The organism is Bacillus sp. FSL K6-3431 (genome assembly GCF_038002605.1).
In the GTDB taxonomy this organism is placed as follows: Bacteria; Bacillota; Bacilli; order Bacillales; family Bacillaceae_C; genus Lederbergia.
In genome coordinates, this window is sequence record NZ_JBBOCT010000001.1 from 4786635 (window position 1) to 4805031 (window position 18397).

At 38.2% G+C, this 18397-nt stretch carries 16 protein-coding genes; 11 read left to right on the forward strand and 5 right to left on the reverse strand.

The window, feature by feature from the left end:
* Nucleotides 1-133: 133 nt before the first annotated feature.
* Both MHB53_RS22675 and MHB53_RS22680 read left to right on the forward strand, forming a co-directional pair.
* On the forward strand, nt 134-1867 hold the full coding sequence (locus MHB53_RS22675; protein ID WP_340922750.1) for an AAA family ATPase: 1734 nt from the start codon (nt 134-136) through the stop codon (nt 1865-1867).
* A gap of 586 nt (nt 1868-2453) precedes the next feature.
* On the forward strand, nt 2454-3500 hold the full coding sequence (locus tag MHB53_RS22680) for a polysaccharide deacetylase family protein (RefSeq protein WP_340922754.1): 1047 nt from the start codon (nt 2454-2456) through the stop codon (nt 3498-3500).
* Between the two features lie 692 nt (nt 3501-4192).
* On the opposite strand, the gene MHB53_RS22685 is transcribed toward MHB53_RS22680, so the two are convergent.
* The 4 genes from MHB53_RS22685 to MHB53_RS22700 all read right to left on the reverse strand — a co-directional run bounded on the left by MHB53_RS22685 (nt 4193) and on the right by MHB53_RS22700 (nt 8705).
* Nucleotides 4193-5356: an iron-containing alcohol dehydrogenase gene (locus MHB53_RS22685; protein ID WP_340922759.1), complete on the reverse strand. Its 1164-nt coding sequence runs from the start codon at nt 5354-5356 to the stop codon at nt 4193-4195.
* Nucleotides 5357-5434: 78 nt separating this feature from the next.
* Entirely contained in the window at nt 5435-6349 is a 915-nt protein-coding gene (gene thrB, locus MHB53_RS22690) for a homoserine kinase (protein ID WP_340922762.1), read from the reverse strand.
* Complete coding sequence (thrC, locus tag MHB53_RS22695; RefSeq protein ID WP_340922765.1) at nt 6346-7407, reverse strand: threonine synthase; 1062 nt, start codon at nt 7405-7407, stop codon at nt 6346-6348. The genes thrB and thrC overlap by 4 nt, the downstream gene beginning before the upstream one ends.
* On the reverse strand, nt 7404-8705 hold the full coding sequence (locus MHB53_RS22700; protein ID WP_340922768.1) for a homoserine dehydrogenase: 1302 nt from the start codon (nt 8703-8705) through the stop codon (nt 7404-7406). Before MHB53_RS22700 ends, thrC begins: the two co-directional genes overlap by 4 nt.
* 597 nt (nt 8706-9302) lie before the next feature.
* Between MHB53_RS22700 and MHB53_RS22705 the strand changes: the two genes are divergently transcribed.
* From MHB53_RS22705 to MHB53_RS22730, 6 genes are all read left to right on the forward strand, one after another.
* Nucleotides 9303-9899: a DNA-3-methyladenine glycosylase gene (locus tag MHB53_RS22705; RefSeq protein WP_340922771.1), complete on the forward strand. Its 597-nt coding sequence runs from the start codon at nt 9303-9305 to the stop codon at nt 9897-9899.
* A 352-nt stretch (nt 9900-10251) separates the two neighbouring features.
* Nucleotides 10252-11034: a hypothetical protein gene (locus MHB53_RS22710; protein WP_340922774.1), complete on the forward strand. Its 783-nt coding sequence runs from the start codon at nt 10252-10254 to the stop codon at nt 11032-11034.
* Nucleotides 11035-11039: 5 nt separating this feature from the next.
* Nucleotides 11040-11414 (forward strand): GntR family transcriptional regulator, encoded by a 375-nt coding sequence (locus MHB53_RS22715; RefSeq protein WP_340922778.1) that lies wholly within the window; start codon nt 11040-11042, stop codon nt 11412-11414.
* Complete coding sequence (locus tag MHB53_RS22720) at nt 11411-12124, forward strand: ABC transporter ATP-binding protein (protein WP_340922781.1); 714 nt, start codon at nt 11411-11413, stop codon at nt 12122-12124. The genes MHB53_RS22715 and MHB53_RS22720 overlap by 4 nt, the downstream gene beginning before the upstream one ends.
* Nucleotides 12121-13041 carry an ABC transporter ATP-binding protein gene (locus MHB53_RS22725; RefSeq protein ID WP_340922783.1) on the forward strand — a complete coding sequence of 307 codons (921 nt, stop codon included), beginning with the start codon at nt 12121-12123 and terminating at the stop codon, nt 13039-13041. Before MHB53_RS22720 ends, MHB53_RS22725 begins: the two co-directional genes overlap by 4 nt.
* Nucleotides 13034-13990, forward strand: coding sequence for an ABC transporter permease (locus MHB53_RS22730; protein ID WP_340922785.1), 957 nt, complete (start codon nt 13034-13036; stop codon nt 13988-13990). Before MHB53_RS22725 ends, MHB53_RS22730 begins: the two co-directional genes overlap by 8 nt.
* Nucleotides 13991-14217: 227 nt before the next feature.
* Here the strand turns inward: MHB53_RS22730 and MHB53_RS22735 are convergent, their stop codons facing one another.
* Nucleotides 14218-14343 (reverse strand): hypothetical protein, encoded by a 126-nt coding sequence (locus MHB53_RS22735; RefSeq protein WP_340922787.1) that lies wholly within the window; start codon nt 14341-14343, stop codon nt 14218-14220.
* Nucleotides 14344-14666: 323 nt separating this feature from the next.
* Between MHB53_RS22735 and MHB53_RS22740 the strand changes: the two genes are divergently transcribed.
* From MHB53_RS22740 to MHB53_RS22750, 3 genes are all read left to right on the forward strand, one after another.
* A complete protein-coding gene (locus MHB53_RS22740; RefSeq protein ID WP_340922790.1) occupies nt 14667-16358 on the forward strand; it encodes a peptide ABC transporter substrate-binding protein in 1692 nt (563 codons plus the stop codon).
* Between the two features lie 167 nt (nt 16359-16525).
* Nucleotides 16526-17452 carry an ABC transporter permease gene (locus MHB53_RS22745; RefSeq protein ID WP_340922793.1) on the forward strand — a complete coding sequence of 309 codons (927 nt, stop codon included), beginning with the start codon at nt 16526-16528 and terminating at the stop codon, nt 17450-17452.
* On the forward strand, nt 17452-18384 hold the full coding sequence (locus MHB53_RS22750) for an ABC transporter permease (RefSeq protein ID WP_340922795.1): 933 nt from the start codon (nt 17452-17454) through the stop codon (nt 18382-18384). Before MHB53_RS22745 ends, MHB53_RS22750 begins: the two co-directional genes overlap by 1 nt.
* Nucleotides 18385-18397 lie beyond the last annotated feature (13 nt).

Below are 18397 nucleotides of genomic sequence, written 5' to 3' on the forward strand. Positions count from 1 at the left end.
GCATAAATCACTAAAAACAGTGCGATGCCAGACTCCTTCATCACGAACTTCGCCAATTTGTCATAATATGTCTAATGACCTCGACACATGAACGATGTTATACTAGAATCATATTCTATAAGGAGATGGAACAGTGAAATCAAATTCAAAGATTGCATCGAAGATTGTTCCTTTAGCCATTGGATTTATCGTCATTGTAGCATGTGTTGTTTGGGCATTATTGACCGGAGACAAGGGAACCGTCATTCCGTTTTCAGCGATTGAAAAAACAATTCAGGCGCAAAATGGCGAGCTTATCACCCTTAAAGAAATGGCAAACGGCACATTGTATATAGAAACTCCTGAAGAAAAATTTGTTTCACATTTTCGACCAAATAGTCCACTAGTGGAAGAACTAGTTGAAAAATATAATATTAACTATAAATATTCCGAAGGAAATAATATCAATAATTGGCTTATGGGTGGAATCATTATTTTGCTCATTGCAACTGCTATTGTTATTCAGAGAAAAGGTGGCGTTGGCGCAGCAAAGATGAAGCAAAGTGCATCGAAAGAAACACCACTTCCATCTGTCACTTTAAATGATATTGGTGGACTTCCTGAAGAAATGAAAGAAGAAATTCAACAAACATTAGAAATAATTAAAGATCCTAATCGTTCAGCGAAGATCGGTATTAAAGCGCCGAAAGGGATTTTATTATATGGACCTCCAGGGACAGGGAAAACAATGCTCGCACAAGCGATCGCACGAGAAATTGGTGCTAGCTTTTATTCGTCTAGCGGCTCAGCGTTTACTGAATTGTTTGTGGGCGTAGGTGCTTCGCGTATTCGTAGTTTATTTGAAAATGCTAGAAAGCAATCGCCAGCAGTTATTTTTATTGATGAGGTAGATGCACTTGCTGGTAAGAGGAAAGCACATGGCGGAGAAGAAGCGGAAAAAACTTTGACAGAACTTCTTGTCCAACTTGATGGTGGCCATGAGAATAAAGGGATTTTATTTATTGCAGCGACAAATCGTAAGGATATGCTTGATGATGCATTCCTTCGACCTGGAAGAATCGACTTTACATTCCAAGTACCATTACCAGATACGCAAGGTAGAAAAGAAATAATCGACATTCATACAAAAGGGAAACGTCTTTCCGAAGCAGTATTTGCGTCACTAAATACACTTGCGGAGAGTACGTCCGGATTTTCAGGCGCTGAACTCAATTCATTATTTGAATCCGCAAGTAGGAAAGCAGTGAGAGAGGGACGTGACAAGGTCGATGTAGAAGATCTAGATTATGCTCTCGATCGAACGATATTAGGCAGTACTTCCCGTACCTTAAATGATCCAGATACAAAGCGACGGGTGGCTATACACGAATCAGGACATGCACTAATTGCTGCACTTACGAAGCCAGGCTCTGTAAGAAAGGCGACGATCATCCCACGTGGACAAGCATTAGGATATGTGGCTCCAATTCAGAAGGAACTTCATTTGACAACGACAAGTGAGTTGTTAGATCAAGTAAGTATGATTTTAGCTGGTGGTGTTTCTGAACGTCTTTTCCTTGGCGAGCATAGTATTGGCGTAAGCGGGGATGTTCAACAAGCAAAAAATATTTTAGAACAGATGGTTGACACTGGCATGTTGGAAGACGGCTTCACTTTAACTTTCCAAAAAGCAGAGCGGGAAACGAAGATGCAGGAATTATTTCAAAAGGCTTTGAAAAAAACGGAGTATATGATTAATGAACATCAAAAAGAATTCTGGGAACTAGTAGAAGCTTTGCTTAAAAAGGAAACATTGGAAGGTACTGAAGTGCAAATTATTGTCGATGGAAACAATCAGGTAGAAATGGATAATGTAGTATATTCATAAAAGGATGTTCAAAAAGTTATAAAATGATAAACGGCGAATTTCTTGTTGGCAATTAGGTACTTCTGCTAATGAAAAGGATGCTCTGGAAAAGAGGAACCTCTGTTAAGTTCGTCTCACGTCCTGTGAGCAACACAGAGGTCAGCACGTCGTGTGCAAGTCCGGTTCTCAAAACCTTCTCGTCTCGAATTTCTTGTTTCTAATTTGCCACCTTTTTGAACACGCACATAAAGAATATAATCCCCTTAAGCATATAGTTGTAAAACACAAAGCTTAAGGGGATTTTTTTGTGCCATGATAATTTTATAAAAAATAGCGTTAGATAGCTACATATAACTTGAAGCGTGAATAATGTGTTCCTAATCTTAGATTAGTTTATAACTAAGGATTGAAAATATTGCTAAAAAATGCAACGAATTTAGTCGATTTTCCGTCTATATACATATGTATTTGTATAAGATGTTTGCACCTTTATCAGAATGCGACAAAAAGTAACAATGTATGTACATTTTTTGTAACTTTGCTGTAACTAATTCTAATCAATACTCGTATAGGATAATAGATAGAGATATTACTAGGGGGAGCTTTAATGGCAAAACGGGAAAAGGAAGGTAGAAAGTTAAATTGGTTCGGAAAGATCTTCATTTGTTCAGTATTAATATTTACTATTACACTATGTTTTTTTATATTCGAAATGAAAAAGGAAAATGAAGCATTGGCAATTAAAAACCAGGATTCCTCATCAATACAGCAAAAAGGAAAATGGAAAAGAGAGAAAAAAGAGCAGAAAGAGAAGAAAATAGACTCCGCTATTGTTAATAAAACAAGTGATAATAGTGAGGAAAGGAAAGAAGTTGTAACCCCCCCCACACATGATTCAAATTCATCTGAAAAGAAAAAGCAAACTGACCAACAAAGCCAAGAGCAAGAGTCAATAGCCGAGTCTGATGAAGAAACAACAGAGGATCAAACAGGAAGTCAATCAGAGGATCAATTAGAAGACCAGACAGGGGACCAAGCGACTACTCAACAACAATTAAGGACTGGAAAAGTAGTTTATTTAACCTTCGATGATGGACCACATCCTGATTCTATGGAAATATTACAACTCTTAAAAAAGTATAACGCAAAGGCGACTTTTTTCATGCTAGAACCGAATATGAGAAATTATCCTGACGCAGTAAAACAAATGGTTCAGGATGATCATACTATCGCAGTTCACGGAGTGACTCATGATGCTTCGAAGATATATAAAACTCCTGCAAGCTTTGCTGGGGAAATGGAAACAGCTATTCAATATTTAGAAGAACTTACAAATGTGAAGACGCGGCTTATAAGGGCACCATACGGATCCAAGCCGTATATTACTCCGCCATACAAAGCCGCATCTGATGCCAAGGGCTTTATTATGTGGGATTGGAATATTGATTCGATAGATTGGAAGTTAATGAATGGACAATACGTTCAAAAAGTAATTGAAGGAACAAAGGCACTAGAAGGAATAAAGCCACTAGTTGTATTACTTCATGAAAAGTCTTCGACAAAGGATCATCTCGAGAAACTGCTGAAATATTACTCCGACAATGGTTATGAGATGGAGGCATTAACGGAAACAATGGAGCCAATTCAATTTTAATTTTAATAAAGGAATGTATTATATGAAAACGAATATAAAAATAGGTGTTGTAACACTAGTTATTTTAACCATCATTAGTGGTTTATATCTTTTAAACGTCATTCATAGTTTAGAATCAATGGCACCGTATGGATACATACGATTTTAATTAAGGAAAAACTGCTGGGAAACGAGGGCACTGAAAAAAACCTCTTAATGTAAGGATCCGATAGAATACTGTGGATTTCCGCTCTGGGAGGACGCTCCAAGGCTTCCTCAGGCCAACAGGATTTGTTGGTCACGAAGCCCGTTGTGGTGCTTTAGGTTTCTCGCAGGAGCCTTTCACTCCAATCAACGGAACCTGCTAAAATCAACAATCAATGATTTTTAGTCTATATAAGTTCCCCCTCAAAAACACAGCGGATGTCATGGAGGATGAAATGAGAGTATTGCCAAAATATAAAAAGACGACCAAATTCTCATACTTCTGAATTTGGTCGTCTTTTTTGGGTTTAACTAATTAGATTCTTTGAAAATTATAAGTTTTTCAGTGCCCTCTGGGGAACTGGCGTTTTTTTATCTCGAGAATAATACTTTTTGCGAAGCGGTTCAAATTGAACGTTTATATATTTTATAAATGATGCGTTATGAATTCGGCTTATAATGCGAAAAGCCCCGAAAGAAAGTGTTTTTTACAGGGCTTTTCATATAATTTACAATGAGGCTTCGTAGATTGCTTTAACATCTTCACGATTTAATTTGGTGAAATTGCCAAACTCTCCATTGACCATCGCCTTTTCAGCCAACACATTGAGTTTACTGTTATCAATATCGTAGTCCGATAGCCGGGAAGGGGCACCGATATTATTCCAAAACTCACGTAGCTTATTAATACCTGCAAGCCCGATTTCTTCATCTGTCTTATCATTTGGATCAATGCCAAAGACATTAACAGCTAGTTTTTTGAAACGAGATGGATTTACATGTAAATTATGCTTCATCCAATTTGGGAATAAAATAGCAAGCCCTCCGCCATGCGGAATATCATAAACAGCCGAAACAGCATGTTCTATATTATGAGTGGCCCAATCTCCGCGGTACCCCATATTCAAAATGCCATTTAAAGCCATTGTTCCACAGTATAAAATAGTTTCTCGATGTTCGTAATTTTCAAGGTCAGCTAAAAGCTGTGGTGCTGTTTCAATCACAGTAAGCAAAACAGATTCGCACATACGATCTTGTAGTGGTGTGTTTTCTGTTTGGTGAAAATAATGTTCTAAAACGTGAGACATGATGTCGACAATGCCATAAATGGTCTGGTCTTTTGGGACCGTAAATGTATTTACTGGATCAAGGATAGAAAATTTTGGGAAAACAGCGGGACTACCCCAACCATGTTTTTCATTTGTTTCCCAATTAGTAATAACAGAGCCAGAGTTCATTTCAGAGCCTGTTGCTGCGAGTGTTAATACAGTACCAAATGGGAGCGCATCTTTAACAGCGGCTTTTTTTATGACAAGGTCCCATGGATCACCTTCATATTTGGCTCCGGCTGCAATTGCTTTTACACAGTCGATCACGCTGCCACCACCGACAGCGAGTAGAAATTCTATTTCTTCTTGCTTACAGATATCTACCCCTTTACGAACAGTAGAAAGCCGAGGATTCGGTTCGACGCCAGCTAATTCAAAAACTTCAGCATTAGTGTCCGCTAAATAATGTAACACTTTATCATATAAACCATTCTTTTTAATACTTCCGCCACCATATACTAGCAACACCTTTTTCCCAAACTTAGGAACTTCGGCTGTTAATTGTTCCAGTTGATTTCTTCCGAAAATTAATGTCGTTGGATTCCAAAATGAAAAATTGTTCATGAACAAATCTCCTCCTATACAGTCCTATACAAATTATTATCCTGTATTATCAAATAGAAAGCAAAAAACACAGCACGACTAAATGTGCTGTGACTTTGCTTTCTCGACTCGAGAGCCATGTAAATCCATTTCCAGTACTTCAACCGAAAAATCTGGTAAATGCTCTTTAAGACGTAATGCTAATTTACTACCGCTTCCTTTGGGGGCCAATGACATCATCGTCGGACCAGCACCGCTAATAACTGTTCCAAAAGCACCAGCGTTTTTAGCTTCCAGACGAATCTTTTCATAATCGGGTAGTAAAGAGGCACGATGAGGTTCGTGAAATAAATCTTTTTCCATCATTTTTCCTGCAAGTTCATAATTACCTGAAACAAGTGCAGCAAACATGACATTTGCAATAGCACTTGCATTGGTTGCCTCACCACGAGAATACTGATTAGGCAGTACTTTTCTTGCTGCTTCGGTTTTTAATTCGAAGTGAGGAATATAAGCGATAATATCGAGATTATCATCTTTTTTATGCAAATAATCTAAATCGCCATCAGTGGATTGAGCGGCAATGACGAGTCCACCTAAAAGAGATGGAGCCACATTATCTGGATGACCTTCAATAGCAGAAGCACATTGAAGTTTTTCTGTTAATGATAATGAAAGATTACAAAGTTGATCAGCTAACTCAATCCCGGCAATTATTGCGGAGGAACTGCTTCCTAATCCACGTGCTAATGGGATGTCACTTTCCATTAGCACATATGCACCAGGAGGTAATACTGCACCAAATTGATTGGCAACCTTATCAGCTATTTGATAAATAAAATGTTCCTTTGCAACAGGGACATCAGGCAAATGAACAGATTGATGTTCAAACACCCACTCATCATTTGCTTTTACATGAAGTGTTAAATAACGATTCAGTGCCATACCAGCCGAGTCGAAACCCGGCCCGATATTAGCGGTGCTTGCTGGAACCGTAATGGTAAAACGTGTCATGCTTTTACCACACCTTCTATGTAATCAATAACTGTCTTTTCATCATTTGGTAAAACTACTGTATCAATATCTATTTGTTCCATCGCAGTTTCCGGATCTTTTAGTCCATTTCCTGTTAAAACTGCTACAACTTTGCTGCCTTTAGAGATGCTACCATTTTTAACTTGTTGAAGGACACCAGCGATAGATGCGCATGATGCTGGTTCCGCAAATACACCTTCAGTGCTTGCTAATAGTTTAAATGCTTCTAGAATTTCGGGATCTGTAACAGATGTAATTATTCCTTCAGATTCATCACGTGCATTTTCAGCAAGTTCCCAGCTTGCTGGGTTACCAATTCGAATAGCCGTTGCTACTGTTTCTGGGGTGGCTATCGGGCTACCTTGAACGATTGCCGCCGCGCCCTCGGCTTCAAATCCAAACATTTTTGGAAGCCCTGTCTGTTTTGCTTCGTTATATTCTTTAAACCCTTTCCAATAGGCACTAATATTACCAGCATTACCAACAGGGATTGCTAGGATATCTGGTGCACTACCAAGCTGATCACAAATTTCGAATGCAGCTGTTTTTTGACCTTCAAGTCTGTATGGGTTGACTGAATTCACGAGCGTTACAGGAGCCGTTTCGCTCACTGTACGAACCATGTTTAAAGCCTCATCAAAATTACCTTCGATTTCGACGATTTCAGCACCATACATTTTCGCTTGTGCTAGTTTACCAAGTGCAACTTTACCGTTAGGAATAACGATAATTGCACTAATTCCCGCCTTTGCTGCATAAGCAGCAGCTGCAGCGGAAGTATTCCCAGTTGACGCACAAATAATTGATTTACTGCCTGATTCAATTGCTTTTGCGACGGCCATAACCATCCCACGGTCTTTAAAAGAACCTGTGGGATTGGCTCCTTCTATTTTGCCATAAAGCTCAATGCCGAGCTTTTTTGATAAGTTGGAAAGGTGAACCAAAGGTGTGTTCCCCTCTTGTAGTGTTAATGCTGGTGTATTGTCTGTTACTGGTAAGTACTCTTTGTAATGTTCAATTAATCCTGGCCAATTCATTTCTTTACATCTCCTTCAACACGATAGTGACTGATTACTTCTTTAACAACTGACAAATCTCTTAATTGCATTAAAGCTTTATGGAAGTTTTCCAGTGAAATACGATGTGTAACAATAATAATTTCTGCTAGTTCATCTTTACTAAGTGGTGTCTGCAAAATTTGTTCAAAGCTAATGCCAAGTTCATTAAACAAGGCAGTGATTTTAGAAAAAGCGCCGACTTCATCTTGTAAATGGAGGCGGAAATAATGTTTACTAAAGCGTTGGTCAGGTGTTTTTAACACTCGTTCGAATCTTGGTGCAAGAACACTTTTCCCATTGACACCAAGTCTCATATTCTTAATGACCGCTACAACATCAGCCATGACAGCAGTTGCTGTTGGTAGGCTACCTGCTCCAGGTCCATAAAACATCGTTTCACCGACAGCTTCTCCATTTACATAAACAGCATTATATTCATTTTTTACTGAAGCGAGTGGATGGTTTTTTGCTAAAAATGTCGGCTGGACGCTTACTTCCAATTGTTGGTCATCGATATGTGCATAACCGATTAGTTTCATTGTATAACCAAGCTTTTGTCCATAATTTAAATCATCGACAGATACATTACTAATTCCCGATACTTCAACGTCATCAAGCTCTACATTTGTATGGAAAGCTAGTCGAGCTAAAATTGCCATTTTTCTCGCAGCATCTAGTCCTTCCACGTCAGCAGTAGGATCGGATTCTGCAAAACCGAGCTCTTGCGCTTCCTTCAATGCTGTTTCGTATGAAAGTCCATCTTCATCCATTTTCGTTAAAATATAATTCGTTGTTCCATTGACGATTCCCATTAGCTTTTGAATGCGGTCAGAAGATAAACCTTCTGATAAACCTCTTAAAATTGGAACCCCACCGGCAACACTTGCTTCATAAAATAAATCACAGTTATGTTCAATCGCTTTTTTCTGGAGCTCAGGTCCGTGTAGAGCGATTAAATCTTTATTTGCTGTCACCACATGTTTATTTGCTTTCAGTGCTTGAATTATATGTTCACGGGCTTCTTCAACGCCCCCGATTACTTCAACTACGATATCAATGTCTGGATCTTGCAAAACTTCATTAGGATCAGTGGTGAGGTATGTTTGCCCAATATGAATACCGCGATCTTTTTCCACATCGCGAACAAGGATACTTTTAACACGTACTTCACAGCCTACTTGATGAACAAGATCTTCTTGATGATTTTTAATTAGCTGTACAACACCGGAACCAACAGTTCCTAGCCCCAATAGTCCGATAGATACATAGTTTTTCATTTGTTCCTCACCTCTTATGTCTTTCTGTTAGATACATTTGTATTTATATAGTAGACAGTTAATGATTAAAAGTCAAGGGTCTTATTGAAAATTGTGGATATGACATATATAAGTAAGTGTTCAAAAAGGTGCTAAATTAGAAACAAAAAGTCAAGGCGGGAAGATTTTAAGGATAGGACTTGAACAGGATGTGCTGACTTTTGCGTTGCTCACGAGACGTGAGACGAACTTAACAGAGGTTCCCCTTTTCCAAAGGATCCTTTTCCTTAGTAGAAGTACCTAATTGCCAACGAAGAAATTCACCGCTTATCATTTGGTGATTTTTTGACATCCTATAAAACACATAACTTTTTTGTAAAGCTATTAAAAATAGATGAAACCTCCACTCGAGTGTACCGTATGTATGAAACAAAGGGACAAGTTTATTAATAGCAGCATAAGCATAATTAATTTATTCATGTTAATTGCAAAAACTTTTTCTATTTAAAATTTTACCACAAAAAGTAATAATTGATGGAATGGAAATGAATTTCTTTTTCGAAGATTATATCGAAGGGAATGAGGAATAAATAAAGAATAGGAAAGGTGGAGTAGTATATGAAGCAAAACAGCTTACTACAACCATTGAAAGAGGAATCTTTTCAAAAAAACACATTGGAGTTAGCTCAGGCATTGCTTGGATGTGTACTCGTTAATGAAACACCTGACGGAATAACTTCTGGGGTTATTGTGGAAACAGAGGCCTATATGGGTCCAGGCGATCGGGCGGCACATAGTTATAGTAATAAAAGAACGAAACGTACAGAAATTATGTTTGGAAAATCGGGGCTCGTCTATACATATGCAATGCATACTCATTGTCTGGTCAATGTCGTTAGTGCTGGTATAGATGAACCTGAAGCAATCTTAATCAGAGCGATAGAGCCTTATTCAGGGATTGAATTGATGCAAAAGAGAAGACCTGTTGATCAAATGAAGAATTTAACAAATGGACCTGGTAAATTGACGAAGGCAATGGGCATTTCAATGAAAGATTATGGAAAAAGGTTTTATGAACGTCCACTTTATATCGCTGAAGGAATTGTGCCAGACGAGATTTCAATCGGAAAGCGAATTGGAATCGGAGGTGCGGGTGAAGCACAGGATTATCCATGGAGATTTTGGGTGAAAGATAGTCCATACGTGTCAAGATGAAGATGTACAGTTAACGCGTTTTATAAAATTTCATATCAGACATGGCGCATATGCGTTTCGGGTACAGGGTGCTTCCGGATAAACACAAGGCTGGTCATAAGTGCGTGGTCAAAGCCGTGTATCGTTTTGTCTAAATGTTTCTTTTCCCTGCCATGCTAATGTTCCTTTATACGTAGATTCAGTCATACAATCAATAAAATGCTGCTTTATCAGGAAGATCCATTTTATTCACTTATCCTCCGTGGACTACATAACAGGTTATAGAATTTTGTAAAATATATTCTTGACTTTTTTGTATGTACCAGTGTACTATTTGATTAGTACACTGATGCGTCATTTGGAGGTGGGAATAATGAATGCCTTTCTTGGGCTTGTAAAAAAAGATATGACATTGATGAGGTTTTGGTATTTTGCCTGGTTGATTTTTACTGCAATTAGTATGATCGGGGGGTATTTGATCTCAAATTGGTTATCAGAGCCGAACGTGCTTGTTCCGATCTATATTATGTTGTTGGGGTTGCAGCTATTATTAGCGCCGATCATGTTATTAAGCGCTTTAAGACAGGAAGGTAAAACGCAGTTATGGCTTTATAATCCTCAAAGTAGTAAAAAGCTAATACTTGCAAAAATGAGTGCAGTTTTTACATTTCAAGTTGTTTCACAGTTGATTATGGCATTATATGCATTCGTGATTATGACATTTCTAACGTATAAAGGAGAAATTAATACGCTGTCGGAGCTGCTATCATTTAAGCCAGGATTACTCATCCATCTAGGTATCCTATCAGCATCGCTATATTTCTCTTTTTGGATAACCTTCCTTTGGACTGTATATCATTCGCTAGGAAAATACCCAGCCATTAGAAATTTCCGTTGGCTCATCATTATTCTTATATGGGGAGCCTTTAACACGATTGAAGGAATTCTCAGTAGAACGCAGGTAATGCAACAATTGTTTTCATTTACAGCAAATATTGACGTTACTCCAAAGATGGATTATGAACAGGGGAGCGGCTGGAACATTAACTATACCGATGTGCCTATTCCAATCATACCGATCATTTTATATGCAATCATTTCTATCGCATTAATCCTCTTTGCTAGCAGATTACTTGATAGAAAAGTGGAGGTGTGACGAAGGTGGCAAAAGAATTTGAAGCATCAAAACCGATCTATATTCAAATTGCCGATAAAATCTTTCAGCAGATTGTTCGTGCAGAGATTAGACCTGGGGATAAGCTACCTTCTGTACGAGAAATGGCGATTCAATCAGGTGTAAATCCAAATACCATTCAACGAACATATACAGAAATGGAGAGGATGGGAGTAGTGGAGACGAAAAGAGGGCAGGGGACGTTCGTCGTAGAAAAGGAAGAAATTGTGATGGAAATGAAGCATTCTATGCAAAAAGAAATTATTGGCCAATTTGTAAACAGCATGAAGGAACTAGGTCTTTCGAAAAAGCAAATAGTGACAGGTCTTGATGACTTTTTAAAGGAAGGTGAGCAGTTGTGACTGTTTGTCTGAAAAACGTAACCAAAAAGTATGGATCTGAATTTGCGCTTAAAGATGTAAGTCTGGAGTTCGCACCGGGGAAAATATATGGATTGCTCGGTCCTAATGGTAGCGGAAAGTCAACAACGCTAAAGATGATTACTGGTCTTGTTTATCCTAATAGCGGAAAAGTAACTGTTTCAGATGAAGAAGTTACAAGGAGAATTAGTAAGAAGGTTGCATATTTAACTGAACTGGATATGTTTTATGATTCTTTTACAGTTGAAAAGATGATCGCATTTTATGCATCACAATTTCCAGATTTTAGTCTCGAAAAAGCAAATGAGCTTTTAGTGGAGATGAAATTGGTGGGCAATAAGAAAATCAAACAACTATCTAAAGGGAACCGTGGTAGGTTAAAGCTTGTCCTAACACTAGCACGTGAAGTGCCTATTATTCTATTAGACGAACCGTTTTCAGGTCTTGACGCTTTAGTAAGAGATTCCATTGTAAAAAGCTTGCTTACTTATATTGATTTTGATAAGCAAACAGTCATCATTGCTACACATGAAATAGATGAGATTGAGTCGATTATGGACGAAGTCATTGTTATTTACAATGGAAATATTATTGGATGTGAAAACGTGGAACAACTACGAGAAGAACAAGGGTATTCAGTGCTCGATTGGTTTAAATCAATATTGATAGAAGAGGAGCGTGAGGCAAAGTGAAAACTGTTGTAGAATTGAAAAACGTATCTAAAGTCATTCGTGGGCGGAAAATTATTGATGATTTAAGCTTCGAAGTAAATGAGGGGGAAGTATTTGGATTTTTAGGTCCGAATGGGGCTGGTAAAACGACCACGATCAGAATGATTGTTGGGTTGATAGGGATTACTTCAGGAGATATTGCTATTTGTGGCAAGAATGTTGTAAACGACTATGAAAATGCCATTCAGAATGTCGGTGCGATTGTTGAAAACCCTGAACTATATAAATTTTTAACAGGTTATCAGAACTTACAGCAAGTTGCACGCGTAATAAAAGGGGTCACAAACGAAAAAATTGATGAAATTGTAAAATTTGTTGGTTTAAAAGATCGTATTCATGACAAGGTGAAGACATATTCTCTTGGAATGCGACAAAGATTAGGAATTGCACAAAGTCTTTTGCATGATCCAAAAATCCTCATACTAGATGAGCCGACAAATGGACTTGATCCTGCCGGAATAAGGGAGATGCGTGATTACTTACGAAACTTGGCGGAAGAAAAAGGCCTTGCAATCATTGTTTCAAGTCACTTACTTTCTGAAATGGAAATGATGTGTGATCGGATTGCGATTATCCAAAAAGGTAAGTTAATTAATGTGCAGAATGTCAGATCCAATGAAAGTGATACGCATCACGACTATGTATGCCAAGTCAATGAGCAGAAAAAAGCAAAGAAACTTTTGCATGAGAACGGGTACGAAGTCAAGGATCATAAAGACGGACTGGAGCTAGAATTAGAAAGAGATCAAGTGCCAGATATAATTAAATTACTTGTTGAGAATCAGATCCTTATTTATGAAGTGAAACGAATTTCCAAATCACTAGAAGATCGATTCTTAGAGATTACTAATAATAAGGAGGTAGCAGCACATGCTTAATCTCATCCAAAATGAATGGATTAAAATGTTTAGACAAATTGGGACGTATATCATGATTGGCTTAGTCATCTTGCTTGTGATCGGATCTGGAGCAATCACTAAATATCTGGACTCAAAAGCAGAACCAATTAACGATAATTGGAAGCAGGAATTAGCAGCAAGTAATCAACAATTGGAACAGGATATGGAAGAAATCCCGATGATGACGGCTTCGTATAAAGAGTTTATCAATAAGGAAAAAGCAATCAATGAATATCGGATTCAACATGATTTGCCACCTGAAACTTCAAGTAGTGTCTGGACTTTTATTAATGAGTCAGCCTCTTTAATTAGTTTTGCTGGACTATTTGTTATTATTATTGCTGCTGGAATTGTAGCCAATGAATTTACCTGGGGTACAATTAAAGTACTATTAATCAAACCGTTCCACCGGTGGAAAATCCTACTTGCCAAATATGCATCTGTTGTATTATTTTTACTACTAATGCTCGGTGTTCTATTCATTAGTGCATCGGCGATAGGTGCGATTTTATTTGGATCAGGTGGGGAAGCTAGTAATATTCACCTTGCCTATGTAAATGGTGCTGTGGCAGAACAAAGTCTTCTACTCTATTTAATCAAATCATATTTATTAAACTCATTAAGCATCTTTTTATTAGCGACAATGGCATTTATGATTTCCGCTGTATTCAGAGTAAGTGGATTAGCGATTGGGATTTCCATTTTCTTATTACTTATGGGTGGCACAGTTACAAACCTACTTGCAAGTAAATTCACATGGGCAAAATATAGCTTGTTTGCTAACACAAACTTAATGCAATATATAGATGGAATGCCATTGGTTGAAGGGATGACGATGTCATTTTCCATTATAATGATTATTATATATTTCTTGATTTTTCATCTTCTCGCTTTTGTCTTTTTTACGAAACGAGACATTGCAACATAATCAATATCGTATAGACTAGTTCGATAAAAAAGATAAGTTTTATATCGTTTCAATTGTATAAAAGTATTTCTATGTCTAGCGGAAGCGCCTAGCTCCTTGAGGTCACGAAATCGGGGCTAGGCGCTTTCGCTTTTCTTTATTGTGGTATGTGCATGAATGGTTCATTCAAGATGTCTAATATGACTAGCAAGTGTTTTTCTTGATGTTCTATGCTTAATGCCTCTTTCTTAAAATGTTTCGATATCATATCTCCAATTTTCTTCGTTTTTCAGATTTAATTCGGTGTCCGTCATCCTGTCTTTATCGTTCTCCTGAACAAAGTCCGACTTAATTAATAGTTCAATACAATACATTCCACGTCGGAACCCCCATATCCTTCTATTCTCTTTACTCTTTACTGTTTCTGCTTTGTTGTTTAAGAATTGTGTAAAGAAATAAATGAGAGCAAAACAGTCATTAACATATTCCGAGCTAACTACAGTAGCTGATAAAGCATGAGTATCTATCGTGTGTTTTTGACAGACCTGGGCCCATATGGACGCACTATTCTTTAAAAAAGTAAATAAAAGATGATTATGTGAAGAATAGACAAATTAAATCTTTCAATGCCTCATAGACTAGTAAAAGGCAATTACTATGCAATTTATTGCTAATAATACTAAGAGGGGGATTTTATTTGAAAAAGTCGCAATTTTCCGCATTTTTGTTGTTTCTGTCCCTGATGTTATTGCTTGCAGGCTGTTTTGGTGGTCAAAAGGAAACGGCGAATGATCCTGGAAAGGAAGACGAGAATTCACCCGGAAAGACAGAGGAAAAAGAAGAGGTAGCTCCAGAAAAAAAGATATTGCATCTCAATAATAATGAGGAACCTGGGGCACTTCATCCAGGAGAAGCGCAAGGAACCCATGATTCATGGATTTTAGAACACGCATTTGAAGGTTTAACGAAGAAAACACCTGAAGGAGAAATCGTTGATGGGATGGCGGAAAAATGGGACATGAGTGAAGACGGAATTACGTGGACATTCCATTTGAAGGACGGAATGGAATGGTCGAACGGAGACCCAGTAACAGCAGATGATTTTGCATACGCTTGGAAATACGTCCTTAATCCCAAAACAGCCGCCGAATATGCCTATCAGCTTTATTATTTAGCAGGGGCGGAAGAATATAATAGTTCAGAAAATGAAGCTGATTATCCTACACTAGAAGAAAAGGTAGGAGTTAAAGCGCTCAATGAAAAGACGCTTGAAGTAACGTTGGCACAACCAACACCATATTTTCTTGATTTAACATCATTTTACACATACTATCCAATAAGCAAAAAAGCTCAGGAAGCAAATCCTGATTGGTCATTGGAGGCTGAAAGCTACGTCTCGAATGGAGCGTTTAAACTGACTGAATGGAAACATAAAGAAAGCATGAAGCTTGAGAAAAACGAAAATTACTATGATAAGGACAAGATTAAGCTCGATGAAGTTCAGTTTGTTATCATCGATAATGAAGATACAGCATGGCAAATGTATCAAGCCGATGAACTTGATTTGTCTTACCCACTTCCGCAGGATGTACAAGGCCAACTCGTAAATTCAGGCGATCCTGAATTCAATAATGGCCCAGATTTGTCCGTTTATTATTACAACTTAAATAATGATGTGAAGCCTTTTAACAACAAAAAGGTAAGGAAAGCCCTCACCATGGCAGTGGAGCGAAAAACGATCACAGAGCATGTCGCTCAAGGGGGGCAGCAGCCTGCGTACTCTATCATCCCTCCAGGTATTCCTGATGCAAGCGGTGATTTTCAGGAAAATACAGGAGAATTATTCAAAGAAGATATGGAGGAAGCGAAAAAGTTGCTGGCAGAAGGGTTAGCGGAAGAAGGGCTAGATAAAATGCCGGAGTTTACAATTGTTTATAACACTTCTGAAGGACATAAGAAAATTGCAGAAGCCGTGCAAGAAATGTTGCGTAAAAATCTTGATGTTGCCGTAACGCTTGAAAACGTTGAATTCCAAGTAAAGCTTGATCGTGAAAAAGCTGGTGATTACGAAATTTCTCGTGGAGGTTGGTCAGGAGATTATGTTGATCCGATGACATTCATCGATCTATGGGTAACAGATGGTCCATTCAACGATGTAAATTGGAGTAATGCTGACTATGATAAAAATGTCAATATTGCAAAAACATCAATGAATAAGGAAGAACGCATGGAAGCGATGCATAAGGCGGAAGAAATTTTGATGGAAGAAATGCCGATCATTCCAATTTATTTTTATACAAAGCCATTTTCTGTAAAACAACATGTAAAGGGGATCTTTACACCTATTAATCGTTACCCACAATTTATTTACGCGGATATTGAACAATAAAGAAATATAAACGCCCTCTTTGGGTGTGGGAGGTCATAACTGCTTAGATCGCACGACCTGTGGAAACACCGTTGTGACTCGCATTATGCGAGCCTCTTTAAATAGAGGTATGTCGGATCGGCATACCTCTATTTAAAAAAATGTTACACAATGAGGTGGTGGATATATTGTGGAAATATACGTTAAAGCGGTTATTATGGGCAATTTTGACATTATGGGTAATTATTACGATTACTTTTATTATTATGAAAATTATTCCTGGTAATCCATTTGCTAGAGAAGGGGCTATGCCTCCAGCTGTTTATGCAAACCTGCAGCGACACTATCACTTAGATAAATCAGAAATAGTCCAGTATGGCTTGTATTTAAAGTCATTGATCCAGCTAGATTTTGGTCCATCCATGAAATCTCAATCTCTGACAGTAAATGATTATATTAAAAAGGGATTTCCAGTTTCTTTGCATCTTGGATTACAGGCATTAGTAATTGCCGTAACTTTCGGTTTGATTTTAGGTGTGATTGCATCATTGAACCGAAACCGATGGCCAGATTATCTATCGATGGTAGTAGCTATTATTGGTATTTCGGTTCCTAGTTTTATTCTCGCTACTTTTCTCATCCAATATTTCGCTGTTGAATGGAAACTCCTTCCAGTTGCGACGTGGAAGTCCTGGGCACATACTGTTTTGCCATCGATATCACTCTCGTTAATGCCGCTAGCATATATCGCTCGACTTATGAGATCAAGCATGCTGGAAGTAATGAATCAGGATTATATTTTGACAGCGAAAGCAAAAGGTTTAGCGAGAAGCACTGTTATTATTAAGCATGCGATTCGCAATGCGATCTTGCCTGTCGTGACTGTGCTTGGGATATTGACTGCTAACCTTGTGACTGGAAGCTTTATTATAGAGCATATTTTTGGCATCCCAGGAATGGGAGAAATGTTCGTAAAGAGCATCTTTAATCGAGATTATTCTGTCATTTTAGGATCAACTATTTTCTACAGCGCTATTCTTATCCTTTTGATCTTAATAGTGGATATCGCGTATACGTGGATTGATCCTAGGATAAAGGTCACAGGGGAGAGCTGATGATGGAAAAGCATGTGAAAATGATAGAAGAGATGTTTTTGCCAGCCGAAGACAATTTTAAGGAAGCAGAAAAAATAACTAGGCCAACTATCTCTTATTGGTCAGATGTTTGGCGGCGCTTAAGAACAAATAAGCTTGCGATGTTCGGGTTGATTATGATTCTAATATTATTGATCTTGGCGATTGTCGGACCCTATCTAACCGGCTTTACTTATTTTGAACAGGATTTTGCAAAAAAGAATCTAAAACCAAATACTGAACACTGGTTTGGCACAGATTCAGCGGGAAGAGATTTATTTACGCGCGCTTGGTATGGAGCAAGAATTTCTTTATTCATTGGGTTTATGGCTGCGTTAATTGATTTCTTAGTGGGTGTGGTATATGGCGGAATCGCTGCTATTCGTGGCGGTCGTACAGATAACGTAATGATGAGGATCGCTGAGGTGCTTTATGCAATCCCTTATTTATTAATGGTAATACTAGTCATGATTGCGATGAAAAGAGGAATATGGCCGATCATCATAGCGATGACGATCACAGGATGGATACCGATGGCAAGACTTGTCCGAGGACAGGTACTTCAGTTAAAAGCATTAGAATATGTCCATGCTGCTACTTCGATGGGGGCGAATATGTGGTGGGTATTAAGAAAGCATATGATACCTAATACGCTTGGGCCGATTCTCGTAAATCTGACCCTGACAGTACCTACTGCCATTTTTGCAGAAGCAACTTTAAGTTATCTTGGCTTAGGTGTACAACCGCCTCAAGCAAGTTGGGGTACGCTAGTGAATGATGCCCTAGGAAGTATTCATATTGGAAATTTCTATCAATTGTTTATTCCTGCCATATTAATTTCACTAACGATGTTGGCGTTCAATGTTTTCGGTGATGGTCTGAGGGATGCTCTTGATCCAAGATTAAGAGATTAAGAAGGGAGGGATC